Annotated in this window: 24 protein-coding genes and 1 tRNA gene; 15 read left to right on the top strand and 10 right to left on the bottom strand. The window is 71.4% G+C overall.

What is annotated here, in order from left to right; translation table 11 throughout:
* Positions 1-39: 39 nt before the first annotated feature.
* Together JWQ91_RS03105 and JWQ91_RS03110 are read left to right on the top strand one after the other, a co-directional pair.
* Positions 40-1,233 carry a S8 family serine peptidase gene (locus JWQ91_RS03105; RefSeq protein ID WP_297780690.1) on the top strand — a complete coding sequence of 398 codons (1,194 nt, stop codon included), beginning with the start codon at positions 40-42 and terminating at the stop codon, positions 1,231-1,233.
* 45 nt (positions 1,234-1,278) lie between these two features.
* Positions 1,279-2,619, top strand: a complete 1,341-nt coding sequence (locus JWQ91_RS03110; RefSeq protein ID WP_297780692.1) for an NAD(P)/FAD-dependent oxidoreductase — start codon at positions 1,279-1,281, stop codon at positions 2,617-2,619.
* 3 nt (positions 2,620-2,622) lie between these two features.
* Here the strand turns inward: JWQ91_RS03110 and JWQ91_RS03115 are convergent, their stop codons facing one another.
* Entirely contained in the window at positions 2,623-3,618 is a 996-nt protein-coding gene (locus JWQ91_RS03115; RefSeq protein WP_297780695.1) for a DNA topoisomerase IB, read from the bottom strand.
* 105 nt (positions 3,619-3,723) lie between these two features.
* Between JWQ91_RS03115 and JWQ91_RS03120 the strand changes: the two genes are divergently transcribed.
* Positions 3,724-4,893, top strand: coding sequence for a GAF domain-containing SpoIIE family protein phosphatase (locus JWQ91_RS03120; RefSeq protein ID WP_297780698.1), 1,170 nt, complete (start codon positions 3,724-3,726; stop codon positions 4,891-4,893).
* Between the two features lie 15 nt (positions 4,894-4,908).
* Here JWQ91_RS03120 and JWQ91_RS03125 read toward each other — a convergent pair whose 3' ends face one another.
* From JWQ91_RS03125 to JWQ91_RS03140, 4 genes are all read right to left on the bottom strand, one after another.
* On the bottom strand, positions 4,909-5,493 hold the full coding sequence (locus tag JWQ91_RS03125) for a DUF1269 domain-containing protein (RefSeq protein WP_297780701.1): 585 nt from the start codon (positions 5,491-5,493) through the stop codon (positions 4,909-4,911).
* Between the two features lie 99 nt (positions 5,494-5,592).
* Positions 5,593-6,090: an RDD family protein gene (locus JWQ91_RS03130; protein WP_297780703.1), complete on the bottom strand. Its 498-nt coding sequence runs from the start codon at positions 6,088-6,090 to the stop codon at positions 5,593-5,595.
* Positions 6,087-6,737 carry a hypothetical protein gene (locus JWQ91_RS03135; protein ID WP_297780707.1) on the bottom strand — a complete coding sequence of 217 codons (651 nt, stop codon included), beginning with the start codon at positions 6,735-6,737 and terminating at the stop codon, positions 6,087-6,089. Before JWQ91_RS03135 ends, JWQ91_RS03130 begins: the two co-directional genes overlap by 4 nt.
* A gap of 69 nt (positions 6,738-6,806) precedes the next feature.
* Positions 6,807-6,880: transfer RNA gene (locus JWQ91_RS03140), tRNA-Arg, on the bottom strand.
* A 92-nt stretch (positions 6,881-6,972) separates the two neighbouring features.
* Between JWQ91_RS03140 and JWQ91_RS03145 the strand changes: the two genes are divergently transcribed.
* The 4 genes from JWQ91_RS03145 (at position 6,973) to JWQ91_RS03160 (ending at position 9,910) form a co-directional block, all read left to right on the top strand.
* Positions 6,973-7,911, top strand: coding sequence for a PHB depolymerase family esterase (locus JWQ91_RS03145; RefSeq protein WP_297780710.1), 939 nt, complete (start codon positions 6,973-6,975; stop codon positions 7,909-7,911).
* Between the two features lie 21 nt (positions 7,912-7,932).
* A complete protein-coding gene (locus tag JWQ91_RS03150) occupies positions 7,933-8,712 on the top strand; it encodes an HAD-IIA family hydrolase (RefSeq protein ID WP_297780712.1) in 780 nt (259 codons plus the stop codon).
* A gap of 138 nt (positions 8,713-8,850) precedes the next feature.
* Positions 8,851-9,753 (top strand): NAD-dependent epimerase/dehydratase family protein, encoded by a 903-nt coding sequence (locus tag JWQ91_RS03155; protein ID WP_297780715.1) that lies wholly within the window; start codon positions 8,851-8,853, stop codon positions 9,751-9,753.
* Entirely contained in the window at positions 9,734-9,910 is a 177-nt protein-coding gene (locus JWQ91_RS03160) for a hypothetical protein (protein WP_297780717.1), read from the top strand. The genes JWQ91_RS03155 and JWQ91_RS03160 overlap by 20 nt, the downstream gene beginning before the upstream one ends.
* Here JWQ91_RS03160 and mscL read toward each other — a convergent pair.
* The 3 genes from mscL to JWQ91_RS03175 form a co-directional block, all read right to left on the bottom strand.
* A complete protein-coding gene (mscL, locus tag JWQ91_RS03165) occupies positions 9,907-10,320 on the bottom strand; it encodes a large conductance mechanosensitive channel protein MscL (protein WP_297780719.1) in 414 nt (137 codons plus the stop codon). The two genes, JWQ91_RS03160 and mscL, sit on opposite strands and share 4 nt — an antisense overlap.
* Before the next feature lie 65 nt (positions 10,321-10,385).
* Positions 10,386-10,976, bottom strand: a complete 591-nt coding sequence (locus tag JWQ91_RS03170) for an SAF domain-containing protein (protein ID WP_297780722.1) — start codon at positions 10,974-10,976, stop codon at positions 10,386-10,388.
* A 63-nt stretch (positions 10,977-11,039) separates the two neighbouring features.
* Positions 11,040-11,336 (bottom strand): FmdB family zinc ribbon protein, encoded by a 297-nt coding sequence (locus tag JWQ91_RS03175; protein WP_297780725.1) that lies wholly within the window; start codon positions 11,334-11,336, stop codon positions 11,040-11,042.
* Between the two features lie 99 nt (positions 11,337-11,435).
* On the opposite strand from JWQ91_RS03175, the gene JWQ91_RS03180 reads away from it, so the two are divergent.
* The 3 genes from JWQ91_RS03180 to JWQ91_RS03190 are packed head-to-tail and all read left to right on the top strand — an operon-like array spanning position 11,436 to position 16,423.
* Positions 11,436-12,803: a hemolysin family protein gene (locus JWQ91_RS03180; RefSeq protein WP_297780728.1), complete on the top strand. Its 1,368-nt coding sequence runs from the start codon at positions 11,436-11,438 to the stop codon at positions 12,801-12,803.
* Entirely contained in the window at positions 12,800-13,852 is a 1,053-nt protein-coding gene (locus tag JWQ91_RS03185) for a hemolysin family protein (RefSeq protein WP_297780730.1), read from the top strand. Before JWQ91_RS03180 ends, JWQ91_RS03185 begins: the two co-directional genes overlap by 4 nt.
* A gap of 54 nt (positions 13,853-13,906) precedes the next feature.
* Positions 13,907-16,423 carry a penicillin acylase family protein gene (locus tag JWQ91_RS03190; protein ID WP_297780735.1) on the top strand — a complete coding sequence of 839 codons (2,517 nt, stop codon included), beginning with the start codon at positions 13,907-13,909 and terminating at the stop codon, positions 16,421-16,423.
* A 22-nt stretch (positions 16,424-16,445) separates the two neighbouring features.
* Here JWQ91_RS03190 and JWQ91_RS03195 read toward each other — a convergent pair whose 3' ends face one another.
* Positions 16,446-17,006 (bottom strand): 5-formyltetrahydrofolate cyclo-ligase, encoded by a 561-nt coding sequence (locus tag JWQ91_RS03195; RefSeq protein WP_297780738.1) that lies wholly within the window; start codon positions 17,004-17,006, stop codon positions 16,446-16,448.
* 82 nt (positions 17,007-17,088) lie between these two features.
* Here JWQ91_RS03195 and JWQ91_RS03200 point away from each other — a divergent pair, with 82 nt between their 5' ends.
* From JWQ91_RS03200 to JWQ91_RS03220, 5 genes are read left to right on the top strand one after another with little or no spacing between them, the layout of a single operon-like run.
* On the top strand, positions 17,089-18,429 hold the full coding sequence (locus tag JWQ91_RS03200; RefSeq protein ID WP_297780771.1) for a UTP--glucose-1-phosphate uridylyltransferase: 1,341 nt from the start codon (positions 17,089-17,091) through the stop codon (positions 18,427-18,429).
* Positions 18,430-18,434: 5 nt separating this feature from the next.
* Complete coding sequence (gene glp / locus JWQ91_RS03205) at positions 18,435-19,859, top strand: gephyrin-like molybdotransferase Glp (RefSeq protein ID WP_297780741.1); 1,425 nt, start codon at positions 18,435-18,437, stop codon at positions 19,857-19,859.
* Entirely contained in the window at positions 19,859-20,332 is a 474-nt protein-coding gene (gene moaC / locus JWQ91_RS03210) for a cyclic pyranopterin monophosphate synthase MoaC (protein ID WP_297780744.1), read from the top strand. Before glp ends, moaC begins: the two co-directional genes overlap by 1 nt.
* Positions 20,329-20,814, top strand: a complete 486-nt coding sequence (locus tag JWQ91_RS03215; protein ID WP_297780747.1) for a MogA/MoaB family molybdenum cofactor biosynthesis protein — start codon at positions 20,329-20,331, stop codon at positions 20,812-20,814. Before moaC ends, JWQ91_RS03215 begins: the two co-directional genes overlap by 4 nt.
* A complete protein-coding gene (locus tag JWQ91_RS03220) occupies positions 20,811-21,401 on the top strand; it encodes a GNAT family protein (protein ID WP_297780774.1) in 591 nt (196 codons plus the stop codon). Before JWQ91_RS03215 ends, JWQ91_RS03220 begins: the two co-directional genes overlap by 4 nt.
* Before the next feature lie 141 nt (positions 21,402-21,542).
* Here JWQ91_RS03220 and JWQ91_RS03225 read toward each other — a convergent pair whose 3' ends face one another.
* Positions 21,543-21,767: a hypothetical protein gene (locus JWQ91_RS03225; RefSeq protein WP_297780750.1), complete on the bottom strand. Its 225-nt coding sequence runs from the start codon at positions 21,765-21,767 to the stop codon at positions 21,543-21,545.
* Positions 21,768-21,951: the final 184 nt, after the last annotated feature.

The following is a 21,951-nucleotide window of genomic DNA, read 5'->3' on the forward strand; positions in this document are numbered from 1 at the left end:
GCCCGTAACCCGGCCCGGTCCCGCCGCGTTGTCCCTTGTGTGGCCCGTCGACGCACCATCGCGATCCTGGCCGCCGTGCTCGCCCTGCTGCTGGGCGTCGTGCCGGCGGCCGGGGCCGACGAGGGACCGCTCGACGGCGAGGCGCGCAGGATCCTGGCGACGGCGGCCCCCGGGCTCCCGCTCAAGGTCGTGACGACGTCACGGTCCGACGCCGGCCCGCGGATCACGACCGCCACGGCGTCCTCGGCCGGCGGTGCGCTGGCGTTGATCGAGGCGGCGCTGGCGCGGCCGTCGACGATCGGCGTCGACATGGCGCAGCGCGTGACGATCGCCGCCAGCCAGGACACCTACCGCTCGAAGCAGTACGCACTGACGCGCTTCCAGGCCGAGAAGGTCTGGCTGACGTCGTCCGGCCGGGGAGTCGTCGTCGCGGTCGTGGACACCGGGGTCCGGCGGGACCACCCCGACCTCGCCGGGCAGGTGCTGGCGGGCCGTGACTTCGTCGCCCCGGGCACCCCCGCGACCGACCAGAACGGTCACGGGACGCACGTCGCGGGCATCATCGCCGCCCGCGCCGGCAACGGTCGCGGCGTCGCCGGTCTCGCGAAGTCGTCCCGCATCCTGCCGGTCCGCGTGCTCGACGCCGCCGGGTCCGGCGACACCGCCGCCGTGGCCCGGGGGATCGTCTGGGCGGTCAAGCACGGGGCCGACGTCGTCAACCTGTCGCTGGGGACGACCCGCTCGGACACCGCGACGCGGGAGGCCGTCGCGTACGCCGTGTCCAGGAACGTCGTCGTCGTGGCCGCGGCGGGCAACGACGGCTGCGCCTTCCTGTTCGGCTCGCCCACGACATATCCCGCGAGCTATCCCGACGTCATCGGCGTCGCGGCGGTCGACCGCAACGGGGCCACCGCGTCGTACTCCAGCTGCGGCTCGTGGGTCGACGTCGCGGCACCCGGCAGCGACATCTTCTCGACGATGATCGCCCGGCCGGACTCCCGGCTGGGCTGCCCGGCCACGGCGATGTACTGCTCCCTGTCCGGGACCTCGATGGCGTCGCCGCAGGTCGCCGCGAGCGCGGCCCTGCTGATCGCGCGGCTGGGCAAGGGCTGGCGGGCCTCGACGGTCGGCTCGATCATCCAGGGCTCGGCCGACGACGTCGGCGCCGCCGGCCGGGACCGGAGCACGGGGACCGGGATCATCAACCCGCGGCGGATGCTCCGCGGCCGTTGACCCGCTGCGGTGGTCCCACCGCCTGCCGGGTAGCAGGATGGGGACATGGGTGATCTCTCGTGTGACGTCGTCGTGGTGGGACTGGGACCGGGCGGGGAGGCGCTGGTCGCCCGCCTCGCCAAGGCGGGGCTCGACGTCGTCGCCGTCGAGGCCGAGCTGGTCGGCGGCGAATGTCCCTACTGGGGCTGCATCCCGTCCAAGATGATCATCCGCGCGGCCAACGCACTGGCCGAGGCGCGTCGGGTCGACGGGCTCGCCGGCACCGCGACGGTCGAGCCGGACTTCGCTGTCGTCGCCCGCCGCATCCGCGAGGAGGCGACCGACGACTGGGACGACCAGGTTGCCGCCGACCGCGTCACCGCGGCCGGGGCCCGCCTGGTCCGCGGCCGGGGCCGCCTCGCCGGCGCCCGCACCGTCGTGGTCGGCGACGACACGATCACGGCGTCGAAGGGGGTCGTCCTCAACACCGGGACCACTCCCTCGGTGCCACCCATCCCCGGCCTGGCCGACACCCCCTACTGGACCAACCGCGACATCCTGAAGGCCGAGACCGCCCCCGCCACGATGATCGTCATCGGTGGCGGCGCGATCGGGCTCGAGCTGGCCCAGGCGTTCGCGCGCTTCGGCACCGAGGTCACGGTGCTCGAGGTCGCGCCGCGCATCCTCGCGGTCGAGGAGCCGGAGTCGTCCGAGCTGATCGGCACGGTCTTCGAGGCAGAGGGCATCGGCGTGCACGCCGGCATCCCGATCGACGCCGTGGCGCACGACGGCTCGGTCTTCCACGTGACGTCGGGCGACGTGACGTACGAGGCCGAGCGCCTGCTCGTCGCCGCCGGCCGCCGGTCGCGGCTCGACGACGTCGGCCTCGACACCGTCGGGGTCGAGGTGGACCGGTTCCTGACGGTCGACGACGCGATGCAGGTCACCGACGGGCTGTGGGCGATCGGCGACATCACGGGCCGCGGCGCGTTCACCCACGTCTCGATGTACCAGTCCGAGCGGGCCGCGCGAGCGATCCTGGGCGAGGACCTCGAGCCGTACGACACGAGCTTCCCGCGGGTGACGTTCACCGATCCCGAGATCGGCGGGGTGGGACTCTCGGAGGCGCAGGCCCGCGACCGCGGCATCAACGTCCGGGTCGGTCTCGCGCCGATCCCGGAGTCGAGCCGCGGCTGGATCCACGCCGCCGGCAACGAGGGCCTGATCAAGATCGTGATCGACGACGACCGCGGTGTCATCGTCGGCGCGACCAGTGCGGGGCCGGCCGGCGGGGAGACCCTGGCGGCGCTGGCGTTCGCGGTCCGCGCCGAGATCCCGGTCGCGACGCTCCGCAACACGATCTACGCCTACCCGACGTTCTGGCGGGCGATCGAATCCGCGCTGTGACCGTCAGGCCCGCTTCAGCATCTTCAGGACGTCCCGCTCGAGGGCCCGGCTGATCGTCGCGCCGGGGGCGACCCGCCGGTGGTCCCGGCCCACAGTGACCCCGTCGTCGAACAGGTCCACGACCCGCGGGTCGACATAGGACGACCGGGCCACGGCGGGTGTGTTGCCGAGGTGGTCGGCGACCTCGCGCATGACGGCCGCGACGGACTTCTTGCGACGGACCGGGGTGGAGCCGTCGGCGCCCGCGAGGGCCAGTGCCGCGATCGACGTGCCACGCCAGGTGCGGAAGTCCTTGGCCGTGTAGTCCTCCCCGAGCAGGTCCTTGACGTACGCATTGACGTCCTCGGCGTCGAGGGTGCGCCACGCCCGCCCGGACTTGTAGGCCAGCAGCCGGTCCCCGCCGCCGCGGCGCCGGCGCAGCGACTCCAGCACGACCCGGACCCGCTCGTCGCGGACCGTGACCTCGACCTCCTGCCCGGACTTGGCCGGATAGGCGAACGTCATGCCGCGACCCGAGCCGTGGACGTGGGTCCTCTCCAGCGTCGTGAGCCCGTAGCTGCCGTTCTCCTCGACATACCGCTCCGAGCCGATGCGGAACATGCCGAGGTCGAGCAGGCTGAACGCCGTCGCTGCGACCCGCTCGAGCGTCAGCGCGTCGCCGGACAGGTCACGTCGCGACTGGGGACGCTGCTTCAGCAGGGACGCGGCGAAGCCCTCCATCCGCTCGAACTTCTCGCGGTCGCGGCGCAGCCGCCAGTCGGGGTGGTAGAGGTACTGCCGCCGGCCTGCGTCGTCCGTGCCGACGGCCTGCAGGTGACCGTTGTCGACCGGGCAGATCCACACCGCCTTCCACGCCGGCGGGATCACGAGGAGCTTGCACCGCTCGACCTGCTCGGGCTCCAGCGGTCGACCGTCCTCGTCGACATAGCTGAAGCCGCGGCCGCGTGGGACACGGGACCAGCCCGGCGTGCTGGGGGAGGTTCTGCGGAGGCGCACCATGGTGAGATCACGCTAGGTGAGCGCGCGTGACCCCGCACGTCAGCGGCCACGACACCGATAGGGTGCGGTGGTGACCGCACACGATGACGCCGCCGGACCATCGTGATGACGATCGCCGACCAGCCGGTCGAGCCGCACGAAGCGGCCGCGATCGAGTCGATGCTGGCCGAGACGAGGGCGCTGCTCGGCGCCGACACCGCGACGATCCTGCTCCTGGACGCCAGCCTGACCGCGCTCGACCCGTACCTGTCGGTCGGGCTCGACCGGACGCCGCGCCTGGCGACCCGTGTCCCGCTCGGTGAGGGCTTCGCCGGACGGGTCGCCCTGCTGCGCGAACCTGTCGTGCTCGAGCACGTCACCCCGGACAACGTCCTCAACCCCGTCCTGCGGTCGCACGGCGTGGAGTCCCTGCTGGGCGTGCCCCTCGTCGTCGACGACGAGCTGATCGGGGTGCTTCACGTGGGGTCCCGGGCCGAACGGCGCTACGGCGCCGAGGACGTCACGATGCTGACCAGCGCCGCCCGCCAGCTCGCCTCGGCGATCCGCGCCCAGACCCGCGACCTCGAGCACCAGGCCGCGATGGTGCTGCAGCGGAGCCTGCTGCCCAGCACCCCGGTCACGGTCCCCGGCCTGGACATCGCGGCGAGGTATCTCCCGGCGGAGGGTGACCTCGGCGGCGACTGGTACGACGTGTTCACCCTCCCCGACGGCCGGCTCGGCGTCGTGATGGGCGATGTCGTGGGGCACGGGCTGCACGCCGCGGTCATCATGGGCCGGATCCGCAGCGCCCTGCGGGCGTACGCGCTCGACCACGACGACCCGGCCGAGGTGCTGACCCGGCTGGACCGCAAGATCAGCCACTTCGAGACGGCGGCGCTGGCCACCGTCATCTACGGCGTCGCCGAGGCGCCCTTCCGGACGTTCCGGTTCAGCTCGGCCGGGCACTGGCCTCCCGTCGTGGTGGGCCAGGACGCCGACGACGTCGGACAGGTCACGTCGGAGGTCATGCTGGGGGTCAGGCCCGACACCCGACGGACCACGACGGTCGTCGAGCTCGTGCCGGGATCGCTCATGTGCCTCTACACCGACGGGCTGGTGGAGCGCCGCAGCAGCGAGCCGGGGACCGATCCCCTCGAGCGCGGGCTGGAGCGCCTCCGTGGCGCGCTGAGCGCGGATGTCGCCGCCGAGGACAACGTGCGCTCGGTCATCGCGGCCCTCGTGGCCCAGGACGTCATCGAGGACGATGTCGCGCTGCTGGTGATCAAGACGACCTGATCGACGCTGGCGCTGTCACTTCCGGGCGGACGAATCCTCCTCGGAGGCCTTCTTGGCAGCGGCCTTGATGTCCGCAGCGGCCGCGTCGTCGATCGCATGGTCGACGACGGCTTCCGCGTGGGTCAGGGCCTGCCGGATCTTGACCTCGCCGGGATCGGAGACGAGGGCGACGATTCCGGAGTGACCCGGTGCGACGGAGTCCTTCAGCTCATCGGCCAGCTCGCTTCGGTGGTGCCGCTCCCGCACCTTGCCCGTCGCTGCGCCGGCGGCGCCCACGGCGGCTGCACTGCCCAGGATCGAGGGCGGGAAGATGACACCGAGGGCGATGCCACCGACGACGCCCCACTTGAGCCCCGAGCGGGTGCTGTGGTCCGTGGCCTTCTGGATCTCCAGCTTTCCGTCGTCACTGCGTTTCACCACGACGACGCCCTCGATGGCGACCGTGGCTCCGTCCTCGGCGGCCTTCAGCTCCTCGTAGGCAACCCACGCGGACTGGGTGTCCGGGAAGTCGGCCACCATGAGCGAGTACGCCCCGTCGGTGACGCCGGCGACCACGGGGTCGTCGGACCTCGTCGGGCCCGTGTTCTCTGACTCTGACATCGTTCACTCCTTGTCTTGGCCTGTCACGCCTGTATGGGTTCAAGAACCTAGGGCGGAGTCCGCACGCCGACCTCCTTCACAGCGGGTGAGATCCGGGAGTCACGAGCGCTGACCGCTCCCGCTGCGTCGCGGAAGCCAGTCGTAGACGACCATCGTGCGCAGCAGCAGGTCCTGGACCGAGCGGCGTCGAGGGTTCACGGCACACCACAGCAGTCCCATCGGGAAGACGGCGCACAGCGCGGCGCGAGCCAACGCCCGGGCAGGACCCAACGGACCCCTCGCCAGGGTGACCACGCGGACCCCCATGACGTGGTCACCGAAGGTGCGGCCCCCGATCGACCACGCGGCAGCGAGGTACAGCACGAGGACGGTGAGGTAGACGGCGACGTCCAGGACGAGGGCCAGGTCGGGGAACTCGAAGCGGCGCGGGTCGACGACGAAGAGGAACGCGGCGTAGCCGGCGTACGACCCGATCAGCACCGCGCCGACCGCGAGACCGTCGATGCTGCTCGCCGCAAGCCGCGTGACGACCCCGGCAGCTGTCCCCTGGTGCGAGCGAGCCTCGAGCGGGATGATCGACAGGTCTGGTTCGTTCACGGTGCGTCGGCCCCCGGCCCGTCCGGGGCCCTCGGGCGCCGGCGGCGGAGGAAGTGCCGCTCCAGCGTCCGGCTGATGGCGTCGTCAGCGGAGATGCCGGTCATGCGGGCGCCCCGCACGGTCTCCGACGCCATCGAACCGGTGGAGTCCCTGATGATGGCCGGCAGGTCGATCGCGGCGATCACCTCCTCCACCACGGCCACGAGGTCGACCCGGTCGATCACCGCACCGATGTCCAACCGGTCCGCGATCGCGTCGACGTCGACGTCCTCGACGACCGCGTCGAGGTCGACATGGCGAGTCACGATCCCGGTCAGGTCGAGCCGGGAGACCACCGTCTCGACGATGACCGGCGCCCACTGGTCAAGCCATCGCTCGACGTCGTGTGCCGCCCGTGCCCGGTGTCGGGCGCCGCGCCGAGCAACCTCGTCGAGGACAGCGGCCGGTTGCCAGCGAGCAGGAACGAGCGGCGGGTGCCACAGGGCCCACGAGCGGAGGACCGGCAGCCCGGAGGTGGCCCGCACCACCCTCATGCCGGCGCCGACGGTGGTGCTGACGATCCCCACCGCCACGTCGACCACGAGCTCGGCGTCGGAGCGCGCCCCAAGCACCTCCAACTCCCGTGGGACCTCGGCGAGGTGTGTCACCGTCTCAGGCTGCCCCGGTGCGACCAGGCTCGCTTCACCCACGTCGGATGACATGGGGCGCTGCGGGGGTGCCCTCGACAGGAATCGAACCTGTGGCCTACCGCTTAGGAGGCGGTCGCTCTATCCGACTGAGCTACGAGGGCGCGTGCACAGGTTATCGACTCTCAGGTTGACGACATACGATCGCCCTTGTGTCAGCACTCATCCGCCGCTCCCCGCGACCGGGAATCGAGCGTTGAGGCGGCTCCTGGCCGGCGCCGTGGTCGTGGCGATGGTGATCGCGGGACTCGGGGCGTGCGCGTCCTCCGAGCCCGAGCGGACAGCACCCGACCGGTGCTCCACGGGGCGTCCCCTGGACGTCGGGACGACGACGCGGACGGTCGTCGTCGGCGGGGTCACCCGCACGTACGTCCAGCACGTCCCGCCCGGTTACGACCCGACGGCGCGCACACCCCTGGTGATGCTGTTCCACGGGCTGGGCGGCGACCCTCGGGCCGTCGTCCGCACGACCGGCATGGCGCAGGCCGCCGACGAGCGCACCGCGATCCTCGTCGCGCCGCTGGGCAGCGGCAAGGTCTCGCACTGGGACTTCCGCTCCCCGATGACCGAGCCGACCTCCGACCTCGCCTTCGTCCGGACCCTGGTCAAGGAGCTCAGGCGCGACGGCTGCATCGACTCGTCACGCACGTACGCCGCGGGCTTCTCCAACGGCTCGGCGCTGACCCTGGCGTTGGCGTGCGACGGGTCGACGGACTTCGCGGCATACGCCGCCGTGTCCGGGCCCTACTTCACGCCGGACTGCGCCAGTGCGCCGCCGGCGTCGATCGTGTACTTCCACGGGATGAAGGACCGGACCGTGCCGTACGAGGGCGCCACGACCGTGGTCGGCCAACTCCCCGCCGTCAACGACACGATGTCGATGTGGGCGTCGCACGACGGCTGCCCGGCGTCCGGCGCGACGACCACCGCCTCGGACGACCTCCGGCACTACTCGTGGACGTCGTGCCGCGACGCGACGGCAGTCGACATCTACGCGATCGTGGACGGCGTGCACGGCTGGCCCGGCGGCGGTCCGATGTCGCCCGGACGGACGTCGCGGACCGAGGACAGCCCGGTCGACGCGACCCGGCTGATCTGGGAGTTCTTCGATCGGCATCCCGCTGGTGGACAATAGCGGCATGACGGAAGCCCGACCATGACCAAGCCCATCGAGACCTGGCTCACCGACATGGACGGCGTCCTCGTCCACGAGGAGAAGGCGATCCCGGGCGCCGCGGAGTTCATCGCCCGTCTGCAGGAGACCGGGCGCAGCTTCCTGGTCCTGACGAACAACTCGATCTTCACGCCCCGCGACCTCTGCGCGCGCCTGCGCAGCGCGGGGATCGACCTGCCCGAGTCGGCGATCTGGACCTCCGCGCTCGCGACGGCCCGCTTCCTCAGCGAGCAGCGCCCCGGGGGCACGGCGTACGTCATCGGGGAGGCGGGGATGACGACGGCGCTGCACAACGTCGGCTACATCATGACGAGCCAGGACCCCGACTACGTCGTCCTGGGGGAGACCCGCACCTACTCCTTCGAGGCGATCACCCGGGCGATCCAGCTGATCGAGAAGGGCGCGCGCTTCATCGCGACCAACCCGGACGCGACGGGGCCGTCCCCGGCCGGCTCCCTGCCCGCGACGGGGTCGGTCGCCGCCCTCATCACGAAGGCCACGGGAGTTGAGCCCTACTTCGTCGGCAAGCCCAACCCGCTCATGATGCGCAGCGCCCTCAACCAGATCGAGGGACACTCCGAGACGACCGTCATGATCGGCGACCGGATGGACACCGACGTGCTGTCGGGGCTCGAGGCGGGCCTGCGGACGTTCCTGGTGCTGACCGGCTCGACCCACCGCGACGCGGTCGAGCGTTTCTCCTACCGGCCGACCGAGGTCTACACCTCGATCGCGGACATCGTGCCCTTGATCGGCGGCTGATCCACACCCAGGAGTTACCCATGGGTAATATCCACCCGGGTAAGTTTGTTATCGTTTCGTAATCTCCGAGAGGATCCACCGGTCCCGACGGAGGAGCTCCGGCAGAAGCTGCCGGGGGAACCCACCAGGGAGTGAAACGTGAAGGTCTTCCTCACGGGTGCGAGTGGAGTGATGGGCCGATCGTCCATCGAAGCCCTGCACCGAGCCGGCCACGACGTGGTCGGACTGACGCGGTCCTCGGGGACCGCCGAGCTGGTCGCGGCCATGGGCGCGCAGCCGTGGCCCGGCGACCTGTACGACCGGCCCAACCTGACCGCGGGGATGCAGGGGTGCGACGCCGTCGCCAACCTCGCCACCAAGGTCCCCGTCGGCACGGCCGCCCTGCGGCCCGGATCGCTCAAGGCGATCGACCGCATCCGTCTCAACGGGTCCCGGATCGTCGCCGACGCCGCCCACCGCGCGGGGGTCGAGCGGATCGTCCAGCAGAGCCTGAGCTTCATCTACGCCGACCACGGGGACGGCTGGATCGACGAGCACAGCCCCGTCGACGTCACCCGCGCCACGGAGCCGGTCGTCGTCGCCGAGGACAACGTCAACAGGTTCGCGGTCGACGGCGGCACGGCGGTCAGCCTGCGCTTCGGCCTCATCACCGGCGACGACGCCAACACCGCCTGGCTGTTTCGCCGGGCGGCGGCGGGCCGGTCGATCGGCCTGGGGCCCGAGGAGTCGTGGATGCACGTCATCCACCCCGAGGACGTCGGCACCGCCGTCGTCCACGCCCTCACGGCACCCGGCGGGGTCTACAACGTCGGCGCCGAGCCGGTCCAGCGCCGCGACTACGTCGACATGATTGCACGGGCCGCGGGCCGGGAGGCCGGACACTTCCTGCCGGGCTGGATCCTGCGCCTCGGGGCCGAGAAGCTCGAGATCCTCACCCGGTCACAGCGGGTCAGCTCCCAGCTGTTCAGCGACCGGACGGGCTGGCAGCCGGTGCACGCGACACTGAGGCGGGAGTGGTTCGATGCCCTCGTCCCGGCCTGATCCCGCGGAGCGGGAGCGCCGCCGCCGCGCGGCCGAGCTGCTGGGTGACCTGATGCCCAGCACGACGTCCGACGAGACCGACGAGGGCTGGAGCGAGTTGGGCGGGACATCGCGCGACGAGGACTACCTCCGCGATGTCCCGCCCCACCACGGCTAGCTGGAGCTGCGTCGTGCCTCCGGGCGGGTCGCCAGGGAGTCGCGGATCTCGCGCAGCAGCGCGATGTCCTCCGGAACGGCCTCTGGCTCGTCGACACCGGGTCCGGGCTTGCGCATGGCCTGCAGCTTCTGTACCGGCACGACGATCGCGAAGTAGATGACCGCCATCGTGACGACGAAGACGATCAGGGCGTTGATCAGCCCGCCGATGTTGACGAAGGTCGCATCGCTGTCGGTGATGTTGAAGCCGAAGCCCTGGGCCTTGTCACCTCCGGCGACCGCGATGATCGGGTTGACGAAGTACGTTCCGAATGCGCCGACGAGCGTCGTGAACGCGACGCCGATCGCGATGCCGACGGCGAGGTCGATCACGTTGCCGCGCATCAAGAAGTCCTTGAAGCCTTTGACCATGCTGTCCCCCTGGGGGTGTGGGAAGTGCTGACCGCTCGACAGTAGTGGTGACAACGCGGCCACCACTAGGACGACGTGATGAGGCTGAATCGCGCCTCCAGGCCGGCCGTCGCCAGCGACAGGGCGTCCTTCTCCGACGTCACGATGCCCAGCGACGTCGCGTCCGGATCGTCCGGGCCCGGGACGGTGACGACCTCGACGGCGCGCGCGACGACCGTCGCCCGGCTCTCGCCGTCGGGGTCCACCGCGACCACGTCGACCCGGTCACCGACCCTCACGCCCGCGGCGCCGTCGGCCAGGTCGACCCGGATCGTGGTGAGGACGGCGCCGGTCCCGTAACCGGCCAGGGCGTCGGCACGCAGGACCCGGAAGTCGGTGACGGTCTCGCCCCGGCGCATCGGTCCGGCGACACGTCGACCGACGGCGGCGGACCGGTCCAGCGCGTGCCCGGCGGCGGCAGCGGCCGGGACCGTGGTCGTACGCAGGTCGCGCTCCGTGATGACGTGGCCGCTGCGCAGGTCGTGCCGGGAGACGACGACCGGGATGCCGTCCGTCGGCTGACGCAGCGACGAGAGCCCGGTCAGGACCGCGAGGCCGGCGAGGACGGCGGCGAGCAGCCTGCGGTGCTCGAGGACGAGCTGCTGGATCCGGTCCATGACCAGAGCCTAGGAAGATCGGCCCGGACCCGCAGGAGTGTGTCCACAGGGGGGGCGAGCGGGCTACGCGGCGGAGCCGGAGTCGCTCTTCTTGGCCGGCGCCGCCGCGGCGGGCTTGCTGTCCGAGGAGGAGCTCTTGCTGTCGCTCGAGGACGGCTTGGCGGCGTCGGACGACGACGACGTCGACCGGCTGTCGTTGCGGTAGAACCCGGAGCCCTTGAACACCACGCCCACGGCGTTGAACACCTTGCGCAGGTCGCCGCCGCAGGTGGGGCAGACGGTCAGCGCGTCGTCGGTGAAGCTCTGCTGGACCTCCAGCGCTTCTCCGCAGTCCTTGCACTGGTACTGGTACTTCGGCACGACATGCTCCCGCTCGATCGGCAATGCTCCCCAAGGGTACAGTTGCCGCACCGTGATCGATCGCATCCCTCGTCGCCAGAGCCCTCTCGGAGCCCATCGATGACCGAATGGCTGCTGCTGGCCACGTCCCTCCTCCTGATGCTCGCCTGCGGGGTCTTCGTCGCCGCCGAGTTCTCGTTCGTGACGGTCGACCGCGCGACGATCGAGCGTGACGCCGAGGCCGGCGACAAGGGCGCCCAGGGCACGCTGCTCGCGCTGCGGTCGCTGTCGACCCAGCTCAGCGGCGCCCAGCTCGGCATCACGATCACCAACCTGGCGATCGGCTTCCTGGCCGAGCCGGCGATCGGCAAGCTGTTGCACGACCCGCTGGAGTCCGCGGGGCTGCAGGACGGCGCGCTCAAGGGGGTCTCGTACGGCATCGCGCTGATCGTCAGCACGGTCGTCACGATGCTGGTCGGCGAGCTCGTGCCCAAGAACTTCGCGCTGGCGCTGCCGCAACGGACCGCCGCACTGACCCAGTGGCCCCAGCGGGCGTTCACCCGGGCCATGGCGTGGCCCATCCGGGCGCTCAACGGCCTGGCCAACACGATCCTGCGGGCGCTCGGCGTCGAGCCGCAGGAGGAGCTGCGCTCGGCCCGATCGCCGGTCGAGCTCCGCTCTCTCGTGCTGCGGTCGGCGGTCGAGGGCGCGATCGACGACGAGACCGCGGACCTGGTCGCCCGCAGCATCGCGTTCGGCGACCGGACCGCGGCCGACGTGCGTACGCCGCGGGTGCGCGTCCACTTCCTCGAGGGACGCGACACGGCCTTCGACGTCATCGAGGCCGCCCGCCAGACGGGCCACTCCCGCTTCCCGGTCATCGGCAAGAGCCCCGACGACGTCCTCGGGATCGTCCACGTCAAGCAGGCCGTCGGCGTCGAGCCGGACCGCAGGCGCTCGGTCCGCCTGACCGACATCCTGGACCCGCCGACGATCGTGCCGGACAGCATCGAGCTCGACCCTCTGCTGTCGGTGCTGCGCGAGCAGGGGATGCAGATGGCGATCGTGGTCGACGAGTACGGCGGCACCGACGGGGTCGTGACCCTCGAGGACCTGGTCGAGGAGATCGTGGGCGACATCGCCGACGAGCACGACCGGCTGTCGTCCCGCAGCCGGCACCGCCGCGACGGCACGTGGTCGCTGTCGGGCCTGCTGCGGCCCGACGAGGTCGAGGAGCAGACCGGCATCGCACTGCCGGAGGGCGAGGACTACGAGACCATTGCGGGCCTCATCCTCGAGCGGCTCGGCCGCCTGGGCCAGCGTGGCGACGTCGTCAGCCTGCGCCTCGACCGGACACCTGACGACGACGAGGACGATCCCGAGCCGCTGCTCGTGACGCTGACGATCGAGCGCATGGAGGGCCGCCGCATCGACCGGGTCTCCCTCACGGTCGACGACGAGGCCATGCCCGGGGAGGTCACCTCATGAGCGACATCGGAGCCGTCGTCCTGACGGTCGTGCTGCTGGCGCTCAACGCGTTGTTCGTCGCTGCGGAGTTCGCGCTGATCTCGGCCCGCCGCACCCAGCTGGAGCCGCGCATCGCGGCCGGCTCGGCGCCGGCGCGGTTGGCGATGCGGGCGATCGAGAACATCACGCAGGTCATGGCCGCGGCGCAGCTCGGCATCACGATCTGCTCGCTGGGCCTCGGCGCCGTCGGCGAGCCGGCGATCGCCCACCTCATGGAGCCCGTCTTCGAGGCGGTCAACGTCCCCGAGGGGGTCGTGCACCCCGTCTCGTTCGTCATCGCCATGACGATCGTGGTGTTCGCCCACGTCGTGCTGGGCGAGATGGTGCCCAAGAACCTCGCGCTGGTCGGTCCCGACCGGGCGGCACTGTTCCTCGGCCCGTTCATGCTGGCGGTCGTGCTGGTCCTCAAGCCGTTCGTCGTGCTGCTCAACGGCACGGCCAACATGATCGTCCGGGCCTTCGGCGTCGAGCCCAAGGATGAGGTCGCCTCGACGTACTCGCACGACGAGGTCGCGGGGCTCGTCGAGGAGTCCCGCCGCGAGGGCCTGCTCGACGAGGACGAGTACGGACTGGTGTCCGGCGCGCTCGACTTCTCCGACGGCACCGTCGCGCAGGTCCTGCTGCCGCGGGCCGGGCTCGTCACGATCCCGCCGAGCGCGACCCCGGTCGACGTCGAGCGGGCCTGCGCCGACACCGGCTTCTCCCGCTTCCCGGTCGTCGACGCGATGGGCGACATCACGGGCTACCTGCACATCAAGGACGTGCTGGAGACCGACGGCGCGGCCCGCCGCGAGACGATCGCGGACAAGTGGCTGCGCCCGCTCGCGACGGTGCACGCTGACTCGGGGCTCTACGAGGCCCTCCGCACGATGCAGGCCCGGGGCTCGCACATGGCTCGGGTCGCCGACGAGTCCGGCCAGGTGCTCGGCGTCATCATGCTCGAGGACGTCCTCGAGGAGCTCGTCGGCGAGATCCGCAGCGGCAGTACCGGCGACGGCAGGCGCGCCTGACGGCTGGGCACGGGTCGCGTCGACCCGGGCAGCGGTGTGGGTGAGAATGGCTCGGTGCGCCGCTTCGTCCTCGTGACCTCCTCCGTGCTGTTGCTGGCCGTCCTCGGGGCGGCGATCTTCTCGTTCGTCACGGTCCGCAAGTCGTTCCCCGACACGACCGGGGAGCTGACCGCGAGCGCGCTCAAGGGCACCGTCACGGTCCAGCGGGACGGCAAGGGCATCCCGCAGATCTATGCCGACAATCCCGAGGACCTGTTCTTCGCGCAGGGCTTCGTCCAGGCGCAGGACCGCTTCTACGAGATGGACTTCCGCCGCCACGTCACGGCCGGGCGCCTGTCCGAGCTGGTCGGCGAGGGGGGGCTGGAGACCGACAAGTTCGTCCGCACGCTGGGCTGGCGCCGCACCGCCGAGAAGGAGCTGGCCCTCCTCGACGACACGACGCTCTCGCTCGTCCGGGCGTACGCCCGAGGGGTCAACGAGTACATCGACGACCGGTCGGCGTCCCAGCTGTCGCTGGAGTACTCCGTCCTGTCGCTGACCGGGCCGGACTACACGCCCGAGCCGTGGACCGCGGTCGACTCGCTGGCCTGGATCAAGGCCATGGCGTGGGACCTGCGCAGCAACATGGATGACGAGATCACCCGGGTGCTGTCGACCGCCAAGCTGTCGGTCGACGAGGTCGAGGAGCTCTACCCTGGCTATCCCTCGGACCACGCCACGATCGCCGGCGAGGGCACCGTCGGGGGTGGCACGTTCCGCCGGACGGTGACACCCGATCCGGCCCTGGCCCGCTCCGCCGTGGCCTCGCTGTCGTCGGCACAGAAGGGCGCCGAGGCGTTGCCCGCGCTGCTGGGCATCGGGGAGGGCATCGGCTCCAACTCGTGGGTCGTCGACGGCGAGCACTCCACGACGGGCAAGCCGATCCTGGCCAACGACCCGCACCTGGCGCCCTCGATGCCGGGCATCTGGTACCAGGTCGGGCTGCACTGCCGCACCGTCAGCGCGGCCTGCCCGTACGACGTCTCGGGCTTCTCGTTCGCGGGTCTGCCCGGCGTGGTCGTCGGCCACAACGACCGGATCGCGTGGGGCGTCACGACGATGTACGCCGACGTCGCGGACCTGTACCTCGAGAAGGTCACCGGCGACACGTACGAGTACGACGGACGGCAGCTCCCGCTCGAGACCCGTCAGGAGACGTTCGAGGTCGCGGACGGGGACACCGAGCGGATCACAGTCCGGTCGACCCGACACGGACCGATCCTGTCCGACCTCGACGACGACCTGTCGAGGGATGTCGCCGACGTCGGGGCGGGCCAGCAGGCCACGGCGACCCGAGGCGCGTACGAGGTGTCGCTCGGCTGGACCGCGCTGACGCCCGAGCCCACGATCAAGGCGGTCTTCGCCCTCGACAAGGCGCAGGACTGGGACGACTTCCGGGCCGCGGCGAAGCTGTTCACGGTGCCGGCGCAGAACCTCGTGTACGCCGACCGGGCCGGCAACATCGGCTATCAGTCGCCCGGCACGATCCCGGTGCGCCGCAAGGGCGACGGCCGGTGGCCGGTCCCCGGCTGGGACAAGAGCTACGGCTGGACGGGGACGATCCCGTTCGAGGAGCTCCCGACGGTCTACAACCCCGACGAGGGCTTCATCGTCACGGCCAACAACCGGGTCATCGGCAACCAGTACCCGCACGTCCTGGGTGCCGACACCGCCGACGGCTACCGGTCCGAGCGCATCCGTGACCTCATCACGGCCAAGGACAAGCTCAGCGTCGCGGACATGTCGCGGATCCAGAACGACACCTACAGCGCCAACGCCGCCCGGCTCGTGCCGGAGCTGCTCCGGATCCAGCTCGAGAGCGCCTACTACCGCCAGGGGCAGGCGACCCTCCGCGGGTGGGACTTCCGCCAGGACGTCGACTCGCCCGGTGCGGCGTACTTCAACGCGGTCTGGCGGCACCTGCTCGAGCGGACGTTCCACGACGAGCTGCCCAAGAACGCCTGGCCGACCGGTGGGGAGCGGTGGTTCACGATCGTCGCGAGCATCCTCGACCAACCCGGCAACCACTGGTGGGACGACACCACGACTCCGGGCATCAAGGAGACGCGCGACGAGATCCTCGCCGACGCGATGCGGGCCGCGCGGGACGAGCTGACGATGATCCAGTCCCGCAGCCCGAGCGAGTGGCGGTGGGGCACGATGCACAAGCTCGAGCTCGTCAACCCGACCCTGGGTGACTCGGGCGTCGGCCTGGTCAACCGCATCTTCAACCGTGGCCCGTTCAAGGTCGGTGGCGGCAGCGGCATCGTCGACGCGACGAGCTGGGACGCCACGGAGGGCTACGAGGTCACCGCGGTGCCGTCGATGCGGATGGTCGTGGACCTGGGCAATCTCGACCGCTCCCGCTGGATCCAGCTGACCGGCAACTCCGGTCACGCGTTCGACGACCACTACCTCGACCAGGCGCCGCTGTGGGCCAAGGGCGAGACGCTGCCGTGGGCGTTCGGCCGCAAGGCCGTGGCCGCATCGACCGACGACACGCTGACGCTCAAGCCCAGCGGGACGAGCTAGCGGGACGAGCCAGCGGCGCCGGCTAGGGGACGCGGAACAGCCCGGCCGGGGTGACCGCCATCTGCACGGGCACGTCGTGCGGCTCGTGCGGCAGCGTCGGCAGCAGCTCGTGGGTGAACACCACGGCGCACAGCGGCGCGGACGTCCCGGCGAGCGCGCGGTCGTAGTAGCCGGCGCCCCGTCCGAGCCGGTGACCCGCGTGGTCGACGGCCAGCGCCGGCAGGATCACCACGTCGCACGTCTCGAGCGCGTCGACCCCCAGGCGTACGCCGGCCGGCTCCGGGATGCCGAGCGCGGTCGGCGTCACCGCTGCGGTCGGGTCGTACGTCGACCAGTCGAGCGTGTGGTCATCGAGGCTGATCGGCACGACGACCTCGACCCCACGGTCGTGCAGCGCCGCGACGAGCGGGCCGGTGCCGGGCTCGGTCGGCATCGACAGGTAGCAGGCGACCCGGTTGGCGCGGGCGATGACGGGTACCGCGAGCAGGTGCAGCGCGATCGCCTCGGCGGCCTCGGCACGCTCGCCGGGCGACATCGCACGACGTCGGTCGAGGAGCTCGCCGCGCACCTGAGCCTTGGTCACGCGCTGACGCTAACCTATGGGCGCCGGAAGGCGCTCGAACTAAGGAGGTCTCGTGACGGGCTTGGAGCAGGCGCAGCAACGGATGGTGGACGCGGGGGTGCCGCAGCGAGCGATCGACGTGTTCTCCTCCTTCTACGGACAGCTCGAGGGGGGCGCCTCCGGGATGATCCCGGAGTCCGAGGTGGACCCGCTCGTCGACATCGACCACGCCGGTGCGATCTCGCTGACCGACGAGCAGTGCCGCGAGGCGGCCGCCGTCACGGCTGTCATCAAGCTCAACGGCGGCCTCGGCACCTCGATGGGGCTCGACCGGGCCAAGACCCTGCTGCCCGTCCGGCCCGACCTGACGTTCCTCGACGTCATCGCGGGACAGGTCCTGCACCTGCGCGAGCAGCTCGGCGTGACGCTGCCGCTGCTGTTCATGAACAGCTTCCGCACCCGCGACGACACCCTGGCCGCGCTCGCGAAATACGACGACCTCGCGGTCGAGGGACTGCCGATCGACTTCCTGCAGAATCGTGAGCCCAAGCTCCGCACCGACGACCTGACGCCCGTCGACTGGCCGGCCGACCCGTCGCTCGAGTGGTGCCCCCCGGGACACGGCGACCTCTACACCGCGCTCGAGGTCTCCGGGATCCTCGACGCCCTGATCGACGCCGGCTACCGCTACGCCACGGTCTCCAACGCCGACAACCTCGGTGCCGCGCCGGACCCGGCGATGATGGGCTGGTTCGCGGCCTCGGGCGCGCCCTACGCCGCCGAGGTCTGCCGACGCACTCCCGCGGACGTCAAGGGCGGCCACATCGTGGTCCGCAAGAGCGACGGCCGCCTGGTCCTGCGGGAGACCGCGCAGACCCCCGACGAGGACGCCGCGGCGGCCGCCGATCCCGAGCGGCACCGCTACTTCCACACCAACAACCTGTGGTTCGACCTGCGGGTCATGAAGCAGACGCTCGAGGACCGCGAGGGCGTCCTCGGCCTGCCGCTGATCCGCAACACCAAGACCGTCGACCCCACCGACAAGTCCTCGACCGAGGTCGTGCAGATCGAGTCCGCGATGGGTGCCGCCGTCGAGGTGTTCGACGGGGCGACCGCGATCGAGGTCGACCGGTCCCGGTTCCTGCCGGTCAAGACGACCAACGACCTGCTCCTGCTGCGGTCGGACGTCTACGGCGTGGGGGACGACTTCCGCGTGCGCTCGCAGGTCGACGCGGCCCCGCTGGTCGACCTCGACCGCCGGTTCTACTCCACGATCGCGGACTTCGACGCGCGGCTGCCGTCGCCCCCGTCGCTGGTCGAGGCGCGGCGGCTGACGGTCCGCGGGGACTGGCGGTTCGGCCGCGGAGTCACCGTGCGTAGGGACGTCACCCTGGACGACACCGGCACGGCCGAGAGCGTCGCGGCGGACACCCGGTTAGGCTGACACGCATGTCCTCAGGAGGAAATGACCACGGACCGGAGCAGCGCATGCTCCCGACCGAGCCGGGTCAACCTCCTGCACAGGCCGGCCCGAGCACCGCTGGGGCCGGCGACGAGGAGCTCACCCAGCCCGTGACGCGTCCCGAGACCCCGGCCAGCGAGGCGGCACCGGCACCGGCCGTCCGCCCCCGGCCCGAGAGCGTCCGGGAGGGCGTCCTGACGGTCGAGGACCACCTCGAGAAGATCCTGCGCGGCATCGGGCCGCTGGCCCCCTACGAGCAGCCGCTCGTCGAGTCGCTGGGCCTGCCGATCCATGAGGCGTTCGTCAGCCCGATCGACCTGCCCCGCTTCGACAACTCCTCGATGGACGGCTACGCCGTGCGCGCCGAGGACATCACCGGAGCCACCCGCCAGCAGCCCGTGACCCTGCCGGTCGTCGGCGAGATCTCCGCCGGATCGGCCAAGCCGTTCGCGATCAGCGCCGGCACCGCGGTCAAGATCATGACCGGCGCCCCGATCCCGCGCGGCGCCGACGCCGTCGTGCCGTTCGAGGAGACCGATCGCGGCAACGCCCGCGTGCAGATCTACGCCTCGGCCGACCGGGGCGCCCGGATCCGCCCCCAGGGCGAGGACATCCGCACCGGCGACACCGTGCTGGCCGAGGGCACGGTCCTCGGCCCGCGCGAGATCAGCCTCCTGGCCTCGCTCGGCGCGCCCCGGGTCAAGGCCCGGCCGCGCCCCCGTGTCGTCGTGATCTCGACCGGCAGCGAGCTGCGCGAGCCCGGGACCCACCTCGACTACGACTCGATCTTCGACGGCAACAGCTACATGCTGGCCGCGGCGGTGCGCGAGGCCGGAGCGATCTGCTACCGCGTCGGGGCGGTCGACGACAGCCCGCGCCGGTTCCAGCGGGTCCTGTCCGAGCAGCTCGTGCGCGCCGACCTGGTGGTCACCAGCGGCGGCATCAGCAAGGGCGACCACGACGTCGTCAAGGAGACGCTGTCGGCGCTCGGGACGGTCGACTTCAACGAGGTCGCGATGCAGCCGGGCAAGCCGCAGGGCTTCGGCAAGGTCTTCGACGAGCAGACCCCCATCATCACGCTGCCGGGCAACGCCGTGTCGGCCTACGTGTCGTTCGAGGTGTTCGTCCTGCCGGCGATCCGCCGCATGATGGGCCGGACGCCCTACCGCCGCCCCATGGTCCACGCCGTGCTGGCGTCCGACCTGCGATCGCGGCCGGGCGTGCGGCAGTACGTCCGCGCGGTCTTCGAGGTCACGCACCGCGGTGCCAAGGTCACCCCGTTGGAGGGCGCCGGGTCCCACATGGTCGGGACGCTGGCCAAGGCCAACGCGCTGATCATCGTCGGGGAGGACCAGACCGCCCTCAACCTCGGCGACACGGTCCGCACCCTCGTGCTGGACAGGCCCTTCTAGTGGCGGACCGTCTGACCCACGTGGACGACTCCGGGGCGGCGCGGATGGTCGATGTCACGGCCAAGGACATCACCGCCCGGACCGCCACGGCCCGCGGCCGGGTCGAGGTCAGCAGCGAGGTCGTGGCGCTGCTGCGCGGCGACGGCATGCCCAAGGGCGATGCCCTGGCGGTCGCCCGGATCGCCGGCATCATGGCCACGAAGCGGACGCCCGACCTCATCCCGCTGTGCCACCCGCTCGCGATCAGCGGTGTGGAGGTCGACCTCGAGGTCGACGACGGTGTCGTCCTCATCCAGGCGACGGTCCGGACCGCGGACCGTACCGGCGTCGAGATGGAGGCGTTGACCGCCGTCAGCGTCGCCGCGCTGACCGTCGTCGACATGGTCAAGGCGGTCGACAAGCTCGCCCGGATCACCGACATCGAGGTCATGGCGAAGTCCGGCGGCAAGAGCGGGGACTGGCAGCGCTCATGAAGGCAGCCGTCGTCGTCGCGTCCAACCGTGCCTCGAGCGGTGTCTACGAGGACACCACGGGCCCGCTGATCGTGGACGCCCTGCGGAGCTGGGACTTCGAGGTCGGCCCGCCGGCCGTCGTCCCGGACGGTCAGCCGGTCGCCGACGCCATCCGTGCGGCGCTCGTCGATGGCGCGGTGGCGGTCATCACGACCGGCGGGACCGGGATCAACCCGACGGACCGCACCCCCGAGGCGACGCGTCCCCTCCTGGATCGTGAGCTCCCCGGCGTCGCCGAGGCGATGCGGGCGCGCGGCGTCGCCAACGGGATCGCCACGGCATCCCTGTCGCGGGGACTCGTCGGAGTAGCCGGATCGGCTATCGTCGCGAACCTGCCCGGCTCGCGTGGAGGCGTCAAGGATGGTCTCGCGGTGCTGGCCGAGGTCCTGCCGCACGCGGTCGACCAGCTGCAGGGCGGCGACCACCCCAGGAGCGAGTCCTGAGCGCCGGCTGGCCGGTCACGCTGTCGCACGGCTCGATCGGCGTCCGTCCGCTGCGACGTCGCGACGCCCGCGCGTGGCGGAGGCTGCGAGCCGCCAACGCGGAGTGGCTCGGACCGTGGGAGGCGACGTTGCCCCGGGAGGCCGGACAGACCTCGACGTCGTACGTCGCGATGATCGGCGCCCTGCGTCGTCGGGCCCGGCTCGGGCAGGCCATGCCGTTCGCGCTGACCTGGGACGACGAGCTCGTCGGGATGCTGACGGTCAACGGGATCACGTGGGGCTCGGCGCGCTGGGCCAACCTGGGCTACTGGGTCGCGCGGAGCCACGCGGGCCGCGGGATCACCCCGACGGCGGTGGCGCTGGTCTGCGACCATCTGCTGACGACCGCGGGGTTGCACCGGATCGAGATCTCGATCCGGCCGGAGAACGCCGCGAGCCTGCGGGTCGTGGACAAGCTGGGCTTCTCCGAGGTCGGGCTCGCTCGCCGCTACCTGCACATCGCGGGGGAGTGGCGGGACCACCGGGTCTTCCAGATCCTGGCCGAGGACGCGCCGAACGGCCTGCTGTCCCGGCTCACCTCGCGCTAGACCCTCGGGTGGACCGGTGAGCGGTGCGCCAGCGTTCAAGGGGTGGATCGATGTGGCCGCCAGCGCATCAGCCCGGGCGGGCGGCTATTGGCGGAGGTGGCCGGGTGGGCCCGATGTTGCGAGCCATCCCGACCTCACCGATCACCGACAGCCCCGGATCGCCCTGACCCAGGCCGATCCGGTGGACCGCTCGTCGTACGAGGCCGCGACCTGGGCGGCCTGCTCGGCCTGCGCCGCACGGATCACCCGGTCCAGCGCGACAATCGCCTCGACCCGGACGAAACCGGTCTCCACGACCGGCAGCGACTCGAAGTCGTACGACAGCACCTGACCCAACAGGGAGTCGATCGGCGCGTCCTCTAACATGCTTCGACTCCAGAGGCCGCCACCGACACGAACTCTCTGCAAGGGCAGCCCATTCCGTGACCTGTGGAAGCGGTCCCGTCGACGGGAGGGGCGCCGCGGGCCGAGCGAGTCACACACGCCCCACAAGTTCTCAGGCGACACACGCCCGTGCTGCGGGTGATGGGGCTGCTGACCGCCTACCGTT

It is taken from the genome of Aeromicrobium sp. (assembly GCF_025965075.1).
Classification (GTDB): Bacteria; Actinomycetota; Actinomycetes; order Propionibacteriales; family Nocardioidaceae; genus Aeromicrobium.